A 16,789-nucleotide genomic window follows, 5' to 3' on the forward strand; every position below is an offset into this window, starting at 1 on the left:
CCCGATCCGCCGGGCGGCGCCAGGCGCGCCGATTAGCGCGCGTTTTGCTTGATAAAGTCGTTGACGCTGGTGTCCTGCGCCATGTCGGCGATCACGTCGCCCAGCACGGAGTTGACGGCGTCGGTGATCTTGTCGTTGGTCGCCGTGAAGGCGCCCTGCACGTTATAGGTCGAGCGGTAGTTTTTCACCTGCTTGTTGCCGTTCTTCGCCTGGGCGATGATCGAGATGTCGGCTTTGGTGGTGATGTTGTAGCGCAGGTTGCCTTCGGATACGTCCGCGTACAGATTATTGACGACCACCTGCAGCGCGACCGGGCCGTCGGCGCCAATCATGTAACCGCGGGCGCCCATTTGTTTCTCCAGCACTTCCTGCAGCAGGAAACGCAGATCGCGCGACGGCGTCAGCGTGACCAGTTGGCCGTCGCGGTTCACCTTGGCCAGCGCCTGATCGGTGCGCTGATCCGCGCCGTTGATGCTGATGGTGATGCCCTGCAGGGTCGGATCCTGCTGCGGCAGAACGATTTTCGGCGTGACGTTCAGGGTGTTGCTGCTGGTCGCGCAGCCGGCCAGCAGCAGGGCGGTCAGCAAAGGAAGACAAAGTTTCTTTAACATGTTTTCTGTCTCATTCTCGATGGATTTAGCAATAATCAGAGCGGGATAGCCGACAACGAATTGCCGACATCATAGCATCGCCGCCGTGCGGTGGAAGCGCGGAAGGCGCCTGAGTGACAAATTTTTACCTGCCGTTGATAAAAACACGCTTTTTTGGCCCGCTCAATCGGATAATCCCCCAAGCGGCGGGGATGACGCTCATCCTCTGACCGCAGAAAAGAGAAATTTGTCCAGGCGATGGTCTAAACGGGGGAAAACCGGCTAATATTGAACTAGATGGGCACGGTCCTCTGCCGGTGTTGTAAGGAGATCCTATGATTCGCGAGCAAATAGAAGCAAAGTTAAGGGCGGCGTTTGAGCCCGCGTATCTGGAAGTCGTTGATGAAAGCTATCGTCATAACGTTCCGGCGGGTTCAGAAAGTCATTTCAAAGTGGTATTGGTCAGCGATCGCTTCGTCGGCGAACGGTTTTTGACGCGTCACCGCTCCATCTACGGGGTATTGTCGGAAGAGTTGGCCGATGGCGTACACGCGCTGGCGCTGCACACCTATACGCTCAAAGAGTGGGAAGGGTTGCAGGATACCGTGCCGGCCTCGCCGCCGTGCCGCGGCGCCGGGACGCTGGCCTGAGGGGGAAATTTTCAGGTATCAGTGGAACTTTGCCCTCGAATTAGGGTATTACTACTGACGAATTTTGAAACGGCCTGCGGGCCGTTTCTGTTTTTGACGACGACACGGCCGATGCGCAATATGGCCAACGTTCGGTCTGTTTTGGCGGCCTTTTGGCGATCGAATCGACAAAAGTGTGATTTTTAGCGCGCCTGCGCCGCCTAGCTTTCCTCGACTCGCCATGCATGCGCCGCTATAATGTCGCGTCTTATTTTTCCGGAATGGTTTCGGGACGCTTCTGTCATCAGGGAACTCGGTTCTTATTTGTAGCCGTCCTGGTTCTTGGAACGGAGTTGACCGAGCACTGTGATTTTTTTGAGGTAACAAGATGCAAGTTTCAGTAGAAACCACTCAAGGCCTTGGGCGCCGTCTCTCTATTACTGTACCGGCTGATACTATCAAGCAGGCGGTGAAGAAAGAGCTGATCAACGCAGCGAAAAGCGTGCGTATCGACGGCTTCCGCAAAGGCAAAGTGCCGATGAACATCGTGGAACAGCGTTACGGCGCCTCTGTTCGTCAGGACGTGCTGGGCGAAGCGATGCAGCGCAGCTTCGTTGACGCGATCATCAAAGAAAAGATTAATCCGGCCGGCGCACCAAACTACGTGCCGGGCGAGTACAAAGAAGGTGAAGACTTCACTTTCGCCGTTGAATTCGAAGTGTATCCAGAAGTTGAGCTGAAAGGCCTGGAAAACATCGAAGTTGAAAAACCAGTAGTGGAAGTGAACGACGAAGACGTCGACGCGATGCTGGACACTCTGCGCAAGCAGCAGGCGACCTGGAAAGAAACCGATCGCGCGGCGGAAGCTGAAGATCGCGTGACCGTTGACTTCACCGGTTCTATCGACGGTGAAGAGTTCGAAGGCGGCAAAGCGTCCGACTTCGTGCTGGCAATGGGCCAGGGCCGCATGATCCCAGGCTTCGAAGAAGGTCTGGTCGGTCACAAAGCGGGCGAAGAGTTCTCCATCGACGTGAACTTCCCGGAAGACTACCACGCGGAAAACCTGAAGGGCAAAGCGGCCAAATTCGCTATCGTGCTGAAGAAAGTTGAAGAGCGCGAGCTGCCTGAACTGACCGAAGAGTTCATCAAGCGTTTCGGCGTGGCGGACGGTTCCGTTGCCGGTCTGCGCACCGAAGTTCGCAAGAACATGGAGCGCGAGCTGAAAGGCGCCGTGCGTAACCGCATCAAGTCTCAGGCGATCGAAGGCCTGGTGAGTGCGAACGAAATCGACGTGCCTGCTGCGCTGATCGACGGCGAAATCGACGTGCTGCGTCGTCAGGCTGCACAGCGTTTCGGCGGCAACGAGAAGCAAGCGCTGGAACTGCCACGCGAGCTGTTCGAAGAGCAAGCCAAACGCCGCGTAGTGGTTGGCCTGCTGCTGGGCGAAGTGATCAGCACCAACGATCTGAAAGCTGACGAAGACCGCGTGAAGACGCTGATCGAAGAAATGGCCTCCGCCTACGAAGATCCGAGCGAAGTCATTGAGTTCTACAGCAAAAACAAAGAGCTGATGAACAACATGCGCAACGTGGCTCTGGAAGAGCAAGCGGTTGAAGCCCTGCTGGCAAAAGCGAAAGTGACTGAAAAAGCCACTACCTTCAGCGAGCTGATGAACCAAACTCAACAGGCGTAATGCCTGCGTGCCGGGCGCGATGAACGGCGCCCCCGGTTTCGCCTGGCGAACCGGCGCACGATGAAAAAGCCCGCAACCTCAGGTTGCGGGCTTTTCTTTTTGCCACGTTGCTGATTAATCTCAGGTTAAGCGGGGCAATATGCACTATATTTACCCTGTTGCCTGGGGAACTGGCTGGCATGATAACGGTCAGAATAACGGCATCGTTTCCGGCGCGCGGAGAAAATCGGCCTCTGGGCTTGAAATCGCGCCGGGCTCCCCCAATCTGTAAATAATAATTCTGGGGCTGTTTGCCAAAGTGCGCGGGATGAAATAACCGTCGGGTACGTGTGGCGCGGGTCGAATGCTTGAGCATAGTCATCATGGCCGTTCTCAAGTAGAATCGGCGTATTAGGGTGACACCCTGGCCGCCAAGGCAATTTCTATTAGGAGACGGTAATGTCATACAGTGGCGAACGAGATCAATTTGCACCGAACATGGCGCTGGTGCCGATGGTGGTAGAGCAGACTTCACGCGGGGAGCGTTCTTACGACATCTATTCCCGCCTGCTGAAAGAGCGCATCATTTTCCTGACCGGCCAGGTGGAAGATCACATGGCCAACCTGATCGTGGCGCAAATGCTGTTCCTCGAAGCGGAAAGCCCGGAAAAAGACATTTTCCTCTACATCAACTCGCCGGGCGGGGTGATCACCGCGGGCATGTCGATTTACGACACCATGAAGTTCATCAAGCCGGACGTCAGCACCATCTGTATGGGGCAGGCGTGCTCGATGGGCTCCTTCCTGCTGACCGCGGGCGCCAAAGGCAAACGTTTCTGCCTGCCGAACTCGCGCGTGATGATTCACCAGCCGCTGGGCGGCTACCAGGGCCAAGCGACGGACATCGAAATCCACGCGCGTGAAATCCTCAAGGTGAAAGCGCGCATGAATGAACTGATGGCCGAGCATACCGGCCAGCCGCTGGAGCAGATCGAGCGCGATACCGAGCGCGATCGCTTTATGACCGCGGAAGAAGCCGTGGAATACGGCCTGGTTGACGGCATTCTGACACACCGCAGCTAGAACCACGCGGCGCCGATGGACTATAGTAATCAGAGTGGGCAGGGGCTCGCTCTGTTGTAGCCCCCCGGCGTTCCCGATATGAGTTTGGGCGCACTGCCGCCGTGATTTTCCTGCGGGACAAGACTAAAGAAGAGGTTTGACTGATGACAGATAAGCGCAAAGACGGTTCAGGAAAGCTGCTGTACTGCTCTTTTTGCGGCAAAAGCCAGCATGAAGTGCGTAAGCTGATTGCCGGGCCGTCAGTGTATATCTGCGATGAATGTGTCGATCTGTGTAACGACATTATTCGCGAAGAGATTAAAGAAGTTGCCCCGCATCGTGAGCGCAGTGCGCTGCCGACGCCGCACGAAATCCGCCACCACCTGGATGACTATGTCATCGGTCAGGAGCAGGCGAAGAAAGTGCTGGCGGTTGCGGTGTACAACCACTACAAACGCCTGCGCAACGGCGATACCAGCAACGGTATCGAGTTGGGCAAGAGCAACATCTTGCTGATTGGCCCAACCGGTAGCGGCAAGACTCTGCTGGCGGAAACGCTGGCGCGCTTCCTGGACGTGCCGTTCACCATGGCCGACGCCACCACGCTGACCGAAGCCGGTTACGTGGGCGAGGACGTGGAAAATATTATCCAGAAGCTGTTGCAAAAATGTGACTATGACGTGCAGAAAGCGCAGCGCGGCATCGTTTATATCGATGAAATCGATAAGATTTCCCGCAAGTCCGACAACCCGTCTATCACGCGTGACGTTTCGGGTGAAGGCGTGCAGCAGGCGCTGCTGAAGCTGATTGAAGGCACCATCGCCGCGGTTCCGCCGCAGGGTGGGCGCAAGCATCCGCAGCAGGAGTTCCTGCAGGTCGATACCTCCAAGATCCTGTTTATCTGCGGCGGCGCATTTGCCGGCCTGGATAAGGTGATCGGTCAGCGCGTCAACACCGGCTCCGGCATCGGCTTCGGCGCGACCGTCAAGGGCGAGTCCGAGAAGGCCACTGAAGGCGAACTGTTGCTGCAGGCCGAACCGGAAGACCTGATCAAGTTCGGTCTGATCCCTGAGTTCATCGGCCGTCTGCCGGTGGTGGCGACCCTGAGCGAGCTGAGCGAAGACGCGCTTATTCAGATCCTGAAAGAGCCGAAGAACGCTCTGACCAAGCAGTATCAGGCGCTGTTCAACCTGGAAGGCGTGGAGCTGGAGTTCCGTGACGAAGCGCTGAACGCCATCGCCAAGAAAGCCATGGCGCGCAAAACCGGCGCCCGCGGCCTGCGTTCCATCGTGGAAGGCGCGCTGCTCGATACCATGTACGATCTGCCGTCGATGGACAGCGTGGATAAAGTGGTGATCGACGAGTCGGTGATCGCCGGTCAATCCAAACCGCTGCTGATTTACGGCAAGCCGGAAGCCCAGGCATCTGGCGAATAATTAGCCAGTTAAACCAGCGCGTTATCAGCAAAATGGGGGATTTCATCCCCCATTTCTTTTTCCTGCATTCTTGCCGTTGAATGTAAGAGATTCATCCCCATATACTCATTAACCAGATTTTATGAAACGTTAGATGCTTGCGTCTCATGAGATTCCCCCTCAACCTGGCGGAAATTAAACTAAGAGAGAGCTCTATGAACCCTGAGCGTTCCGAACGCATTGAAATCCCCGTTTTGCCATTGCGCGACGTGGTGGTTTATCCGCACATGGTGATCCCGTTATTTGTTGGCCGGGAAAAATCGATTCGGTGCCTCGAAGCCGCAATGGATCACGATAAGAAGATCATGCTGGTGGCACAGAAAGAGGCCTCAACGGATGAACCTGGCATTAACGACTTGTTCTCGGTTGGCACCGTAGCGTCGATCCTGCAGATGCTGAAGCTGCCGGACGGCACGGTAAAAGTGCTGGTCGAGGGGCTGCAGCGCGCACGCATCACTACGCTGTCCGACAGCGGTGAGCATTTTGCCGCGCAGGCGGAATACCTTGAATCGCCGGCTATCGACGAGCGCGAGCAAGAAGTGCTGGTGCGCACCGCGATCAATCAGTTTGAAGGCTATATCAAACTGAACAAAAAAATCCCGCCGGAGGTGCTGACGTCACTGAACAGCATCGACGACGCCGCGCGCCTGGCGGACACCATCGCCGCCCACATGCCGCTGAAACTCAGCGACAAACAGTCGGTGCTCGAGATGTCCGACATCACCGAGCGTCTGGAATACCTGATGGCGATGATGGAGTCGGAGATCGACCTGCTGCAGGTTGAGAAACGCATCCGCAACCGCGTCAAGAAGCAGATGGAGAAGAGCCAGCGCGAGTACTATCTGAATGAGCAGATGAAGGCGATTCAGAAAGAACTGGGCGAGATGGACGACGCGCCGGACGAGCACGAAGCGCTGAAGCGCAAGATCGATGCGGCGAAAATGCCGAAAGAGGCGCGCGAGAAAACCGAAGCGGAACTGCAGAAGCTGAAGATGATGTCGCCGATGTCAGCGGAAGCGACCGTGGTGCGCGGCTACATCGACTGGATGTTGCAGGTGCCGTGGAACGCGCGCAGCAAGGTGAAAAAAGACCTGGTCAAGGCGCAGGAAGTGCTCGATACCGATCACTACGGCCTGGAGCGCGTCAAGGATCGCATCCTCGAGTACCTCGCGGTACAGAGCCGCGTCAGCAAAATCAAAGGGCCGATCCTGTGTCTGGTAGGGCCGCCGGGCGTAGGTAAAACCTCGCTGGGGCAGTCGATCGCCAAAGCGACCGGGCGCCAGTACGTGCGCATGGCGTTGGGCGGCGTGCGTGACGAAGCGGAAATCCGCGGTCACCGCCGTACCTATATCGGTTCGATGCCGGGCAAACTGATCCAGAAAATGGCCAAGGTTGGGGTGAGGAATCCGCTGTTCCTGCTGGATGAGATCGACAAGATGTCGTCCGACATGCGCGGCGATCCGGCCTCCGCTCTGCTGGAGGTGCTGGATCCGGAACAGAACGTGGCGTTCAACGACCACTACCTGGAAGTCGATTACGATCTGTCCGACGTGATGTTCGTCGCCACCTCAAACTCGATGAACATCCCTGCGCCGCTGCTGGACCGTATGGAAGTGATCCGCCTGTCGGGTTACACCGAGGACGAGAAGCTTAACATCGCCAAGCAGCACCTGCTGCCGAAGCAGCTTGAGCGCAACGCGCTGAAAAAAGGCGAGCTGACGGTCGACGACAGCGCCATCATCGGTATCATTCGCTTCTACACCCGCGAAGCCGGGGTGCGCAGCCTGGAGCGTGAAATCTCCAAGCTGTGCCGTAAAGCGGTGAAAACGCTGCTGATGGACAAAAAGCGCAAGCATATCGAGATCAACGGCGACAACCTGAAAGATTACCTGGGCGTGCAGCGCGTCGATTACGGCCGTGCGGATACCGAAAACCGCGTGGGCGAAGTCACCGGGCTGGCGTGGACGGAAGTGGGCGGCGATCTGCTGACCATCGAAACCGCCTGCGTGCCGGGCAAAGGCAAGCTGACCTACACCGGTTCTCTGGGTGAAGTGATGCAGGAATCGATTCAGGCAGCGCTGACCGTGGTGCGCGCGCGCGCGGAGAAGTTGGGCATCAACGCCGATTTCTACGAGAAACGCGACATCCACGTGCACGTGCCGGAAGGGGCGACGCCGAAAGACGGCCCGAGCGCCGGTATCGCGATGTGCACCGCGCTGGTCTCCTGCCTGACCGGCAACCCGGTACGCGCCGATGTGGCGATGACCGGCGAGATCACGCTGCGCGGCCAGGTGTTGCCGATCGGCGGCCTGAAAGAGAAGCTGCTGGCGGCGCATCGCGGCGGCATCAAAACCGTGCTGATCCCTTACGAGAACAAGCGCGATCTGGAAGAGATCCCGGATAATGTCATCGCCGATCTGGAGATTCATCCGGTGCAGCGAATCGATGAAGTTTTGAACATTGCGTTGCAAAACCCGGCCTTCGGCGCACTGCCGGTAGCGGCAAAATAGTGACGAATCGCAAAAACCATTGATAAAACTTATACTGGCAAGCCATTTCGGACTTGCCAGTATTTTTTTGTACCGCTAAGTTAGATCTCTGTCGGCCCACGTTTTGCCACGCAGTCGGTGGCTTGCCAAGGTTCGATGGGATTGATATAACAGCTGCGCTGTCGCAACCGTAGGGATTTTTCGGTGCGACGATAGAATTCTAGAGGGGATGATAGAGTGAATAAGTCACAACTGATCGACAAGATTGCCGCAGGTGCTGATATTTCCAAAGCGGCAGCTGGACGTGCTTTAGACGCAGTAATCGCTTCCGTTACCGACTCTCTGAAAGCTGGGGATGACGTGGCTCTGGTTGGTTTCGGTTCCTTCACCGTGCGTGAACGTTCGGCTCGTACCGGCCGTAACCCGCAAACCGGTAAAGAAATCAAGATCGCGGCAGCCAAAGTGCCGGCCTTCCGTGCAGGGAAAGCGCTGAAAGACGCTGTAAACTGATTTGGCGTCTAACCGTTTAGCGTAACAGGGTTTTGTAATAAACAATCACCTGACGCAGCGGTGCTGGTAAGGTAAGATACAAGGCGCATCGGACTGATGCGCTTTTTTTATTTTTGTCGCAGGGAACGCGCCTGCACAAGGGTTGTTAATCCACATCACAGCGGAGTGTTGTCACACTATGATGGACAATTTACGCGCGGCTGCCAATCACGTCGTGCTCAAAATCATCCTGGCCCTGATAATCCTGTCATTCGTCCTGACCGGGGTGGGTAACTACCTGATCGGCGGCTCCGGCGATTATGCTGCGAAAGTAAATGGTCAGACGATCGAACGCGCTCAGCTGGAACAGGCTTTCCAAAGCGAGCGTAGCCGCATGCAGCAGCAGCTGGGTGACCAGTTCTCTGCGCTGGCCGGCAACGAAGGCTACATGCAGCAGATGCGCCGTCAGGTGTTGTCCCAGTTGATCGACAACATGCTGCTCGACCAATACGCCAAGAAGCTGGGCCTGGCGGTCAGCGACGATCAGATCAAGGACGCCATCCGCAAGGCGCCTTATTTCCAAACCAACGGCCAGTTCGATAACGCCAAGTACCTCGACCTGATCGGCCGTATGGGCTACACCGCCGACAACTTCGCGCAGTCGATGCGTCAGCAGCTGGTCAATCAGCAGCTGATCCAGGCCTTCGGCGAATCCGGCTTCGTGCTGCCGTCCGAATCACTAGCCATGGCGGCGTTGGTGCTGCAGGAGCGCGACGTGCGTCTGGCGACTATCGATCTGAAGGCGCTGCAGGCGAAACAGAGCGCCGGCGACGACGAACTGAAGGCGTATTACGATCAGAACAAGAACAGCTTCATCGCCCCGGAGCAGGTGAAGGTGAGCTATATCCCGCTGGACGCCGCGTCCATGCAGGACAAGGTGAAAGTGAGCGAAGAGGACATCAGCGCTTACTACGACCAGCACAAGAGCAGCTACGGCCAGCCGGAGCGTAAAAACTACAGCGTGATCCAGCTGAAAACCGAGGCGGAAGCCAATGCGGCGCTGGATGAGCTGAAGAAGGGCGCCGATTTCGCCACGCTGGCGAAAGAGAAATCCACCGACATCATTTCACGCCGTACCGGCGGCGAACTGGGTTGGCTGGAGCCGGAAACCACCGCCGACGAGCTGAAACAGGCTAACCTGACTGAAAAAGGGCAGCTGTCCGGCGTGGTGAAATCTTCCGTCGGCTACCTGATCGTGCGTTTGAACGACATCGAACCAGAGAAACTGAAGCCGCTGAGCGAAGTGCATGACGCTATCGCCAAGCAGGTGAAGCAGGAGAAAGCGGTAGATGCGTATTACGCGCTGCAGCAGAAGGTGAGCGAAGCGGCAACCAGCGACAACGAATCCCTGGCCTCGGCTGAAGAAGCAGCCGGCGTGAAAGCGGCGCAAACCGACTGGTTCACCCGCGACAACATCCCTGCGGCGCTGAACTTCAAGCCGGTGGTGCAGGCGATCTTCGACGGTTCGCTGATCGGCGAGAACGGCGCGCCGGGCAGTAACTCCGACGTGATCACCGTAGACGGCGACCGCGCCTTCGTGGTGCGCGTGAGCGGCCACAAGCCGGAAGGCATCGAGCCGTTCGACCAGGTAAAAGACCGCGTGGCGGATCTGGTGAAGCGCAACAAGGCGGTGCAGGAAGCGAAACTGCAGGGTGAGAAGCTGCTGGTTGAGCTGAAGCAGGGCAAGGGCGACGAGGCGATGAAAGCCGCCGGCCTGAGCTTTGGTGCCGTGCAGAAGATGGCGCGCGCGCCGGAAGACAGCCAGCTGGTGGAGAGCGTGTTCGCGCTGCCGCACCCGCAGGACGGCAAACCGGTGTACGGCATGTCGCAGGATCGCCAGGACAACGTGGTGCTGATCGCACTCGATGCGGTGAAGCCAGGCACGCTGCCGGAAGACGAAATGAAAACCTTCGTCGGCAAGATGGAAGAGGGCGCGACCGGCGTTTCCTTCGATTCGCTGCTGGCGAGCCTGCGTAAAGAAGCCAAAATTAAAATGGGCGCCGCTGAGCAACAGCCGCAGTAATCGCCGCATTTTTCTGCAACGCAGTGCAACAAACAAAGGCCGCTTTCGCGGCCTTTTCCACATCTGATATCCGCCGATTGCTGAATATCTGCCGCCGCGGCAAGGTAGCCGTGCTGTCACACACAAGGAGGATACAGCATGCAACATACAGAGAAAAAAACGTTATCAGGTTACCGTCATCACGTTAAAGCCGCGCTGGCCGCGCTGTTGTTATGCCTGGCGGTGCCGGCCGCCGCGGCGGATAAAGCCGATGCGCCGGCGCCGATGCTCTCAACCCCGACGAGCAATGGCGGGCAACAGGCGATGACCAAGGCGGCCGAAGAGACGGCGGTCAGCATCAATCAGGCCACCGCCGAACAGCTCGCAGCGGCTTTGAGCGGTGTCGGTCTGAAGAAGGCGGAAGGCATTGTGCGCTATCGCGAACAGAACGGGCCATTCACCCAGGTTGAGCAACTGCAGGAGGTGCCGGGCATCGGACCGGCGCTGTTCGAGAAGAACCGCACTCGGCTGAAAATGTGATCCCGGTCGCGGCTGCGCGGCAAAATGCCGCTGAGGCAATGGCGACTCTGCTACATTTTACAGGTCTTACCAGTTTGGCGCGTTGACCAAACGGGCGAGGGAGCCCACGCGGCTCCCTCTTTCTGTAATCACCAGGCAGGAGCGATCGTTCCCTATGCAAACCTTTATCAAAGTTCGCGGTTATCACCTTGATGTCTACCAGCACGTTAACAATGCCCGCTATCTGGAGTTTCTGGAGGAGGCGCGCTGGGAGTGGCTGGAAAACGAGGCAGGGTTCCGCTGGATGACGGAAAACAACATCGCTTTCATCGTGGTGAACATCAATATCAATTACCGCAGCCCGGCGGTATTGGGGGATAAACTGCGCATCGACAGCCAGATGGTGCAGCTCAACGGCAAAAGCGGGGTACTGAGCCAGAAGGTGACGCAGGATCCGGCGGGGACGCCGGTGGCCGACGCGCTGCTGACTTTCGTGTGCGTCGATCTGAAAACGCAGCGGGCGCTGCCGATTGAAGGGGAATTGCGCGAGCACCTGGAAGCGCTCACGCCCAAATAACATTCGCAGTCAGCTCACCGGCGGCGGCTGCCGCCGTCGCTGCCTCAGGCCAGACCGGCCTTCTGTTTCAACGCCGCCATCACTTCCGCCTGGTTGGCGCGATACTGCGTCAGGCCATTGGCGCGCAGGTTGCAGGCGGCGCATTCGCCGCAGCCGTCACCCTTGATGCCGTTGTAGCAGGTCAGCGTATCCTGACGCACCCGATCCAGCTGCTGGTAATAGTCCGCCAGCGCCCAGGTTTCGGCCTTGTTCAGCCACATCAACGGCGTTTCGAAGCGGATATCGCGGGCGATGCCCAACACCACCGCCTGGTTCAGCGCTTTGACGAACTCGTCGCGGCAATCCGGGTAGCCGGAGAAGTCGGTTTCACACACGCCGGTGATCACCGCCTCCGCTTCCACCTGGTAGGCGTAGATCGCCGCCAGCGTCAGGAACAGGATGTTGCGGCCCGGCACGAAGGTGCTCGGCAGCGCGTTTTTCTGGTTGGGATCGTAGGCGGGAACCGGAATATTGTCGCGAGTCAGGCTGCTGATGGCCAGCTCATTGAGCAACGTCACGTCCAGCACCTTGTGCGCCTTGGCGCCGAGGGCCTCCGACAGCTCCTGAGCCACTTCAATTTCGGCGCGATGGCGCTGGCCGTAATCGAACGTGACGCAGTGAACTTCGTCATACTGTTGCAATGCCTGGATCAAGCAGGTCGTGGAGTCTTGTCCACCGCTGAAAACGACAACCGCGCGCTTCATAAAATCACCTTTTTGGGCTTTGGCCATTCCCGATACACATTCGGGCGGCAGGATAAAAATTGCGTTGCGGCGACAATAGTAGCAGAAAGGGCCGTCAGGCGCAGGGCGGTTCGGCTCCGGTCGGTGCGTCATCCACCGGCGGCGGCAGCCACGCCTGGCAAAAATCGAACCAGCCATGGGCGGTCAGCGTCACGCCATGCATACGCGGCGGCGCGCTGATCTGATACTGGTAGTGGAACAGCGGCGTGATGATGGCGGCGGCCATCAGCTGTTGATAATAGGCCTGCAGCCGTTCGAAGCGCAGTGGCTGCGCCTGCAGCTGTTGGATCTCCCGCAGCGTCTCCTGCTGCTGCTGCCAGCGGCTTGCCGTCAGGATACCGCGCCACAGCGAATCCTGCCGCAGCCAGCTCTCCAGCGTCGCCTCAGGCGCCTCGCCGATCAGGTTGTCTGCCAGCAGCAGGTCGGCCTGGGCGATTTGCGCCTCGCTTTGCCAGCGCTTGCCGGCGTAGTAACGCACTTCCAGCTCGCAGCCGTGCTGCGCGAGCAGCCGCTGTAGCGCGACCGTCACCGTTTGCAGCTCGACCGGCGGCCGATACAGCAATGTTAGCCGAGCGGGCAGCGGGACATCTTCTTCAATCCGTTGGCTGGGGATGCGCCAGCCGGGCAGCATTTCATGGCTGGGGGTGATCACGCTGTTGGGGATCGGCAGATGGCTGAGCAGGCCGGACTGCTGGATCAGCATCAGCAGCTTTTGCCCCTGGGCTTCGCTCAGCACGCCGTGGCGCAGGTTCAGCGCCAGATAACACCAGCCCAGGCTCATGCTGCGCTGCACCGGCCGGGCCTGCGCCAAATCGTCTTGCTGACCGATGGTGATGCGCACCGGATGCCGGCAGCTGGCGTCGGCGCCGGTGATGGGCAGATCGGGCGTGATCCAGTATTCGATGGTGTCCAGATACGGATGCTGCAGATGGTAACCGGCATGCTGTTCCAGCCTCACCAACTGCGGTTCATTCAACGCCAGTTTAAATGGGCCGGCGCCGATGGCCGGCAGTTCGGGGTGCGTCATCAGACAAGGCAGCTCCGCCAGCCGGTGTGCCAGCCAATAGTCCGGCAGGTGCAGGTCGAACTGAATGCACAGCGGATGCGGCAGGCTGACGTTCGCGACGCTGCTCAGGCTGGGTTGGCTGCGCGGATGGCCCAGCAGTTTTTCCAGCGTTTGCAGCAGTTGCTGGCCGGTCAACGGTTCGCCGTTGTGCCAGCGCAGCTGGCTACGCAAAAAGAATCGCCAGCGCAGGCCGCCATCGCTTATCTGCCAGTGGTGCGCCAGATCGGGCTGCGGCTCCGGGTTACCGGTCATCAGGCGCGTCAGCCCGGCGTGCAGGGTCGACACCAGATGTTGCTCGGCGCGGCCGGTCAGCGTGAGCGGATCGAGCGCCTCCAGCGTACGGTAATAGGGAATGCGCAGCGTCGGGCTGCCGGCCTGCCATTGCCCGCCGAGGTGCGGGCTGAGCAGATCCTGCAGGTGTTGCGGATCGAGCTGCGCCATCTCCAGCGCCCCCTGATGATTGCCCTGTTGCAACAGCTGCTGCAACAGCTGCGCGCGCAGCTCATCCGGTGTTTTCAGGCAGCGCAGGCTGGCGCGTTTGCCGCGGCCGGGCTGCGAATGCCAGCTCAGCCAGCCCTGATCCTGCAGCTGCTGCACCAGCGTGCGGGCATGGCGTTCGCTGCAGTAGAACATTGCCGCCAGCTCGCCGATGGTCACGGCGACCGGCGCGTTGCCGAGCTGTTGATACAGGCGTTGATATTGGCTGAGACGGTGAACCAGGCGCATGAGCAGAAATCCGGAACAGTTTTCCCAAATTGTTCACTATTACTTCCGCAAATACCATCCCATACTGCACTGATTGTAATCGCGTTCACATTCATGAGGTCTTTATGTATCGCCTGGCGGCTTTCGATATGGACGGCACGCTGTTGATGCCGGATCACCGGGTTGGCCCGGAAACGCTGGCGGTGCTGAACCAGCTGGTGGAGCGGGAGATGGTGGTGACGTTCGCCACCGGGCGGCACTACCTTGATGCGCAACCGATCATGGCGCAGCTGGGGCTGCAGGGCTATCTGATCACCGGCAACGGCACGCGGGTGTATGACAACCGTGGCCAACAGCTGCACGCCACCGATCTGCCGGCGGAGATCGCCGAAGAGGTGCTGCATCATCATTGGCGCACCCGCGCCAGCATGCACGTGTTCCGCGACGAAGGTTGGCTGACCGAGTTCCCCGCGCCGGAAGAGATGCTGCAGGCGCACCACCTGAGCGGCTTTCGCTTCCAATTGGCTGACGTGCGCCGCTTACCGGCGTTCGGCAACAGCAAGGTGTGCTTTGTTGCACCGCATGAGGAGTTGCTGGAATTGCAGGTGCAGCTGCGGGCGCAGCTGGGCGGCGAGGCCGATCTGTGTTTCTCCGCTTACGATTGCCTGGAGGTGCTGCCGCTCGGTTGCAACAAGGGCGCGGCACTGGAGCGGCTGAGCCGTCACCTGGGATTGACGATGGCCGACTGCATGGCGTTCGGCGACGCGATGAACGACAAAGAGATGCTGGGGGCGGTGGGACACGGCGTGGTGATGGGCAACGCCCTGCCGCAGCTGAAATCCCTGCTGCCGCAGCTACCGGTTATCGGCCATTGCCAACAACAGGCGGTGGCCCACTATTTACAACATTGGCTGCGTTCACCTTGCCTCACCTATTCCCCCGAAGAATGAGGTTCTCCTTACAGCCGGCCGGGTATGACTACCCGGCTTTTTTTTACCCGAAGCCTGGCGTTACAAATTTGCCAGCTGCGCCAGATACGGCTGCAGATCGCCGATGTTGTTGCTGACCCATTCCGGGTTGTAATAGGTATCCAGGTAACGCTCGCCGCTGTCGCACAGCAGGGTGACGATCGACCCTTGCTCGCCGTTTTCCCGCATCTGTTTCGCCAGCTGCAGCGCACCCCAGACGTTGGTGCCGGTGGAGGCGCCGACCTTGCGGCCGAGCACGCCTTCCAGCCAGTGAATGGTGGCGATGCTGGCGGCATCCGGCACCCGCAGCATGTTGTCGACCACCGACGGGATGAACGACGGCTCGGCGCGCGGGCGGCCGATGCCTTCGATACGGCTGCCGCAGCTGCCGATCAGGGTGCGATCGCCGTGGTGGAAGCAGTCATAGAACACCGAGTTTTCCGGATCGACCACCGTCAATTGGGTGTCGTGCCCCTGATAGCGGATATAACGCCCCAGCGTGGCGGAGGTGCCGCCGGTGCCGGCGCTCATCACGATGTGTTTCGGCACCGGGAAGGGTTCGCGCGCCATCTGGCGGAAGATGCTGTCGGCGATGTTGTTGTTGCCGCGCCAGTCGGTGGCGCGTTCGGCGTAAGTGAACTGATCCATATAGTGGCCGTTCAGCTCTTTCGCCAGCTGTTCGGAGGCGGCGTAGATCTGGGCGGCGTGATCGACGAAGTGACAGCGGCCGCCGTAAAAGGCGATCTGTTCCACCTTGCGGCGCGCGGTGCAGGACGGCATCACTGCGATGAACGGCAGGCCGATCAGGCGAGCGAAGTAGGCTTCGGACACCGCCGTGCTGCCGGAAGAGGCCTCGATGATGGTGGTGTTCTCGGTGATCCAGCCGTTGCACAGGCCATAAAGGAACAGCGAGCGCGCCAGACGGTGTTTCAGGCTGCCGGTCGGGTGGGTGCTCTCATCCTTCAGATACAGGCAGATGCCGGGAAACGCCGGCAGGTTCAGGCGAATCAGGTGCGTATCGGCGGAGCGCTGAAAATCCGCTTCTATTTCACCGATAGCATATTTTACCCAAGAGTTTGTCATGATTTGGCCTCAGAATAGGGGGCTGATTTATGGCGTAGCATAGCCTGTCGGCGGGAAAAAAGGATTGCCATTTTCCCTGTTTAATCGCCTAATGGGAGAAAATTTTTCTCCAGGTGGCCGCTATGTTAGATAAAACAGACCGTAAGCTGCTGTGCATGCTGCAGCAAGATTGCACCCAGTCGCTGCAGGCGCTGGCCGATGCGGTTAATTTGACCTCTACGCCGTGCTGGAAGCGCCTGAAGCGTCTGGAAGACGAAGGCTATATCCGCGGCCGGGTGGCCTTGTTGGATAACGAAAAGCTTGGCCTGGGGCTGACGGCGTTCGTGCTGATCAAGACCCAGCAGCACAGCAGCGAGTGGTATCAGGCGTTTGTGCAGCTGACCAGCCAGATGCCCGAGGTGCTGGCGTTCTACCGTATGGCGGGAGAGTACGACTACCTGATGCAGGTCGAAGTGGCGGACATGAAAAGCTACGACGGTTTTTACAAGCGCCTGGTGAACGGCGTGCCGGGCCTTATCGACGTCACCTCGAGCTTTGCCATGGAAAAAATCAAGTACACCACCGCGCTGCCGGTGCCGGAGTGAAAAGTTCACCGGACGGGCGGCTCAACGGTGGTATCCT

General features: G+C 58.8%; 15 protein-coding genes. 11 read left to right on the forward strand and 4 right to left on the reverse strand.

Features of this window, described 5'->3' with window-relative positions; genetic code table 11:
* Nucleotides 1–32 precede the first annotated feature (32 nt).
* Nucleotides 33–611: a lipoprotein gene (locus ACP3TA_RS10750; protein WP_033642071.1), complete on the reverse strand. Its 579-nt coding sequence runs from the start codon at nt 609–611 to the stop codon at nt 33–35.
* A 314-nt stretch (nt 612–925) separates the two neighbouring features.
* On the opposite strand from ACP3TA_RS10750, the gene bolA reads away from it, so the two are divergent.
* The 9 genes from bolA to ACP3TA_RS10795 all read left to right on the forward strand — a co-directional run bounded on the left by bolA (nt 926) and on the right by ACP3TA_RS10795 (nt 11,564).
* Nucleotides 926–1,240, forward strand: a complete 315-nt coding sequence (gene bolA, locus ACP3TA_RS10755; RefSeq protein ID WP_004940361.1) for a transcriptional regulator BolA — start codon at nt 926–928, stop codon at nt 1,238–1,240.
* 367 nt (nt 1,241–1,607) lie between these two features.
* Entirely contained in the window at nt 1,608–2,912 is a 1,305-nt protein-coding gene (gene tig, locus ACP3TA_RS10760; RefSeq protein ID WP_031300019.1) for a trigger factor, read from the forward strand.
* Nucleotides 2,913–3,350: 438 nt separating this feature from the next.
* A complete protein-coding gene (clpP, locus tag ACP3TA_RS10765; RefSeq protein WP_016928858.1) occupies nt 3,351–3,974 on the forward strand; it encodes an ATP-dependent Clp endopeptidase proteolytic subunit ClpP in 624 nt (207 codons plus the stop codon).
* Nucleotides 3,975–4,117: 143 nt separating this feature from the next.
* A complete protein-coding gene (gene clpX, locus ACP3TA_RS10770) occupies nt 4,118–5,389 on the forward strand; it encodes an ATP-dependent protease ATP-binding subunit ClpX (RefSeq protein WP_004940354.1) in 1,272 nt (423 codons plus the stop codon).
* A gap of 194 nt (nt 5,390–5,583) precedes the next feature.
* Nucleotides 5,584–7,938: an endopeptidase La gene (lon, locus tag ACP3TA_RS10775; protein ID WP_206196025.1), complete on the forward strand. Its 2,355-nt coding sequence runs from the start codon at nt 5,584–5,586 to the stop codon at nt 7,936–7,938.
* Nucleotides 7,939–8,154: 216 nt separating this feature from the next.
* Nucleotides 8,155–8,427, forward strand: coding sequence for a nucleoid-associated protein HU-beta (gene hupB, locus ACP3TA_RS10780; RefSeq protein WP_004940351.1), 273 nt, complete (start codon nt 8,155–8,157; stop codon nt 8,425–8,427).
* Nucleotides 8,428–8,605: 178 nt separating this feature from the next.
* Nucleotides 8,606–10,489 (forward strand): peptidylprolyl isomerase, encoded by a 1,884-nt coding sequence (gene ppiD, locus ACP3TA_RS10785; RefSeq protein WP_046688356.1) that lies wholly within the window; start codon nt 8,606–8,608, stop codon nt 10,487–10,489.
* Nucleotides 10,490–10,627: 138 nt separating this feature from the next.
* Nucleotides 10,628–11,008 carry a ComEA family DNA-binding protein gene (locus ACP3TA_RS10790; protein WP_033642074.1) on the forward strand — a complete coding sequence of 127 codons (381 nt, stop codon included), beginning with the start codon at nt 10,628–10,630 and terminating at the stop codon, nt 11,006–11,008.
* Nucleotides 11,009–11,162: 154 nt separating this feature from the next.
* Entirely contained in the window at nt 11,163–11,564 is a 402-nt protein-coding gene (locus ACP3TA_RS10795; RefSeq protein WP_033642075.1) for an acyl-CoA thioesterase, read from the forward strand.
* A gap of 44 nt (nt 11,565–11,608) precedes the next feature.
* On the opposite strand, the gene queC is transcribed toward ACP3TA_RS10795, so the two are convergent.
* Both queC and ACP3TA_RS10805 read right to left on the reverse strand, forming a co-directional pair.
* The gene (queC, locus tag ACP3TA_RS10800; protein ID WP_033644204.1) at nt 11,609–12,307 is read right to left on the reverse strand and encodes a 7-cyano-7-deazaguanine synthase QueC; all 699 of its coding nucleotides are present in this window, start codon (nt 12,305–12,307) and stop codon (nt 11,609–11,611) included.
* A 94-nt stretch (nt 12,308–12,401) separates the two neighbouring features.
* Complete coding sequence (locus ACP3TA_RS10805) at nt 12,402–14,138, reverse strand: SgrR family transcriptional regulator (protein WP_046688357.1); 1,737 nt, start codon at nt 14,136–14,138, stop codon at nt 12,402–12,404.
* Nucleotides 14,139–14,242: 104 nt separating this feature from the next.
* Between ACP3TA_RS10805 and cof the strand changes: the two genes are divergently transcribed.
* Nucleotides 14,243–15,067 (forward strand): HMP-PP phosphatase, encoded by an 825-nt coding sequence (gene cof, locus ACP3TA_RS10810; protein WP_046688358.1) that lies wholly within the window; start codon nt 14,243–14,245, stop codon nt 15,065–15,067.
* Nucleotides 15,068–15,127: 60 nt separating this feature from the next.
* Here cof and ACP3TA_RS10815 read toward each other — a convergent pair whose 3' ends face one another.
* Nucleotides 15,128–16,168 carry a PLP-dependent cysteine synthase family protein gene (locus ACP3TA_RS10815; protein WP_046688359.1) on the reverse strand — a complete coding sequence of 347 codons (1,041 nt, stop codon included), beginning with the start codon at nt 16,166–16,168 and terminating at the stop codon, nt 15,128–15,130.
* A 122-nt stretch (nt 16,169–16,290) separates the two neighbouring features.
* Here ACP3TA_RS10815 and ACP3TA_RS10820 point away from each other — a divergent pair, with 122 nt between their 5' ends.
* On the forward strand, nt 16,291–16,752 hold the full coding sequence (locus ACP3TA_RS10820) for an Lrp/AsnC family transcriptional regulator (protein ID WP_004940330.1): 462 nt from the start codon (nt 16,291–16,293) through the stop codon (nt 16,750–16,752).
* Nucleotides 16,753–16,789: the final 37 nt, after the last annotated feature.

The organism is Serratia sp. 2C06 (assembly GCF_050037615.1).
GTDB classification, from domain to species: domain Bacteria; phylum Pseudomonadota; class Gammaproteobacteria; order Enterobacterales; family Enterobacteriaceae; genus Serratia; species Serratia ureilytica.

What these genes read in the sequence shown, in the direction of transcription:
- tig (WP_031300019.1), top strand. Translation starts at nt 1,608, where the DNA reads ATGCAAGTTTCAGTAGAAACCACTCAAGGCCTTGGGCGCCGTCTCTCT.
- ppiD (WP_046688356.1), top strand. Translation starts at nt 8,606, where the DNA reads ATGATGGACAATTTACGCGCGGCTGCCAATCACGTCGTGCTCAAAATC.
- queC (WP_033644204.1), bottom strand. Translation starts at nt 12,307, where the DNA reads ATGAAGCGCGCGGTTGTCGTTTTCAGCGGTGGACAAGACTCCACGACC.
- ACP3TA_RS10805 (WP_046688357.1), bottom strand. Translation starts at nt 14,138, where the DNA reads ATGCGCCTGGTTCACCGTCTCAGCCAATATCAACGCCTGTATCAACAG.
- ACP3TA_RS10790 (WP_033642074.1), top strand. Translation starts at nt 10,628, where the DNA reads ATGCAACATACAGAGAAAAAAACGTTATCAGGTTACCGTCATCACGTT.
- ACP3TA_RS10820 (WP_004940330.1), top strand. Translation starts at nt 16,291, where the DNA reads ATGTTAGATAAAACAGACCGTAAGCTGCTGTGCATGCTGCAGCAAGAT.
- ACP3TA_RS10815 (WP_046688359.1), bottom strand. Translation starts at nt 16,168, where the DNA reads ATGACAAACTCTTGGGTAAAATATGCTATCGGTGAAATAGAAGCGGAT.
- clpX (WP_004940354.1), top strand. Translation starts at nt 4,118, where the DNA reads ATGACAGATAAGCGCAAAGACGGTTCAGGAAAGCTGCTGTACTGCTCT.
- clpP (WP_016928858.1), top strand. Translation starts at nt 3,351, where the DNA reads ATGTCATACAGTGGCGAACGAGATCAATTTGCACCGAACATGGCGCTG.
- ACP3TA_RS10750 (WP_033642071.1), bottom strand. Translation starts at nt 611, where the DNA reads ATGTTAAAGAAACTTTGTCTTCCTTTGCTGACCGCCCTGCTGCTGGCC.
- lon (WP_206196025.1), top strand. Translation starts at nt 5,584, where the DNA reads ATGAACCCTGAGCGTTCCGAACGCATTGAAATCCCCGTTTTGCCATTG.
- cof (WP_046688358.1), top strand. Translation starts at nt 14,243, where the DNA reads ATGTATCGCCTGGCGGCTTTCGATATGGACGGCACGCTGTTGATGCCG.
- ACP3TA_RS10795 (WP_033642075.1), top strand. Translation starts at nt 11,163, where the DNA reads ATGCAAACCTTTATCAAAGTTCGCGGTTATCACCTTGATGTCTACCAG.
- bolA (WP_004940361.1), top strand. Translation starts at nt 926, where the DNA reads ATGATTCGCGAGCAAATAGAAGCAAAGTTAAGGGCGGCGTTTGAGCCC.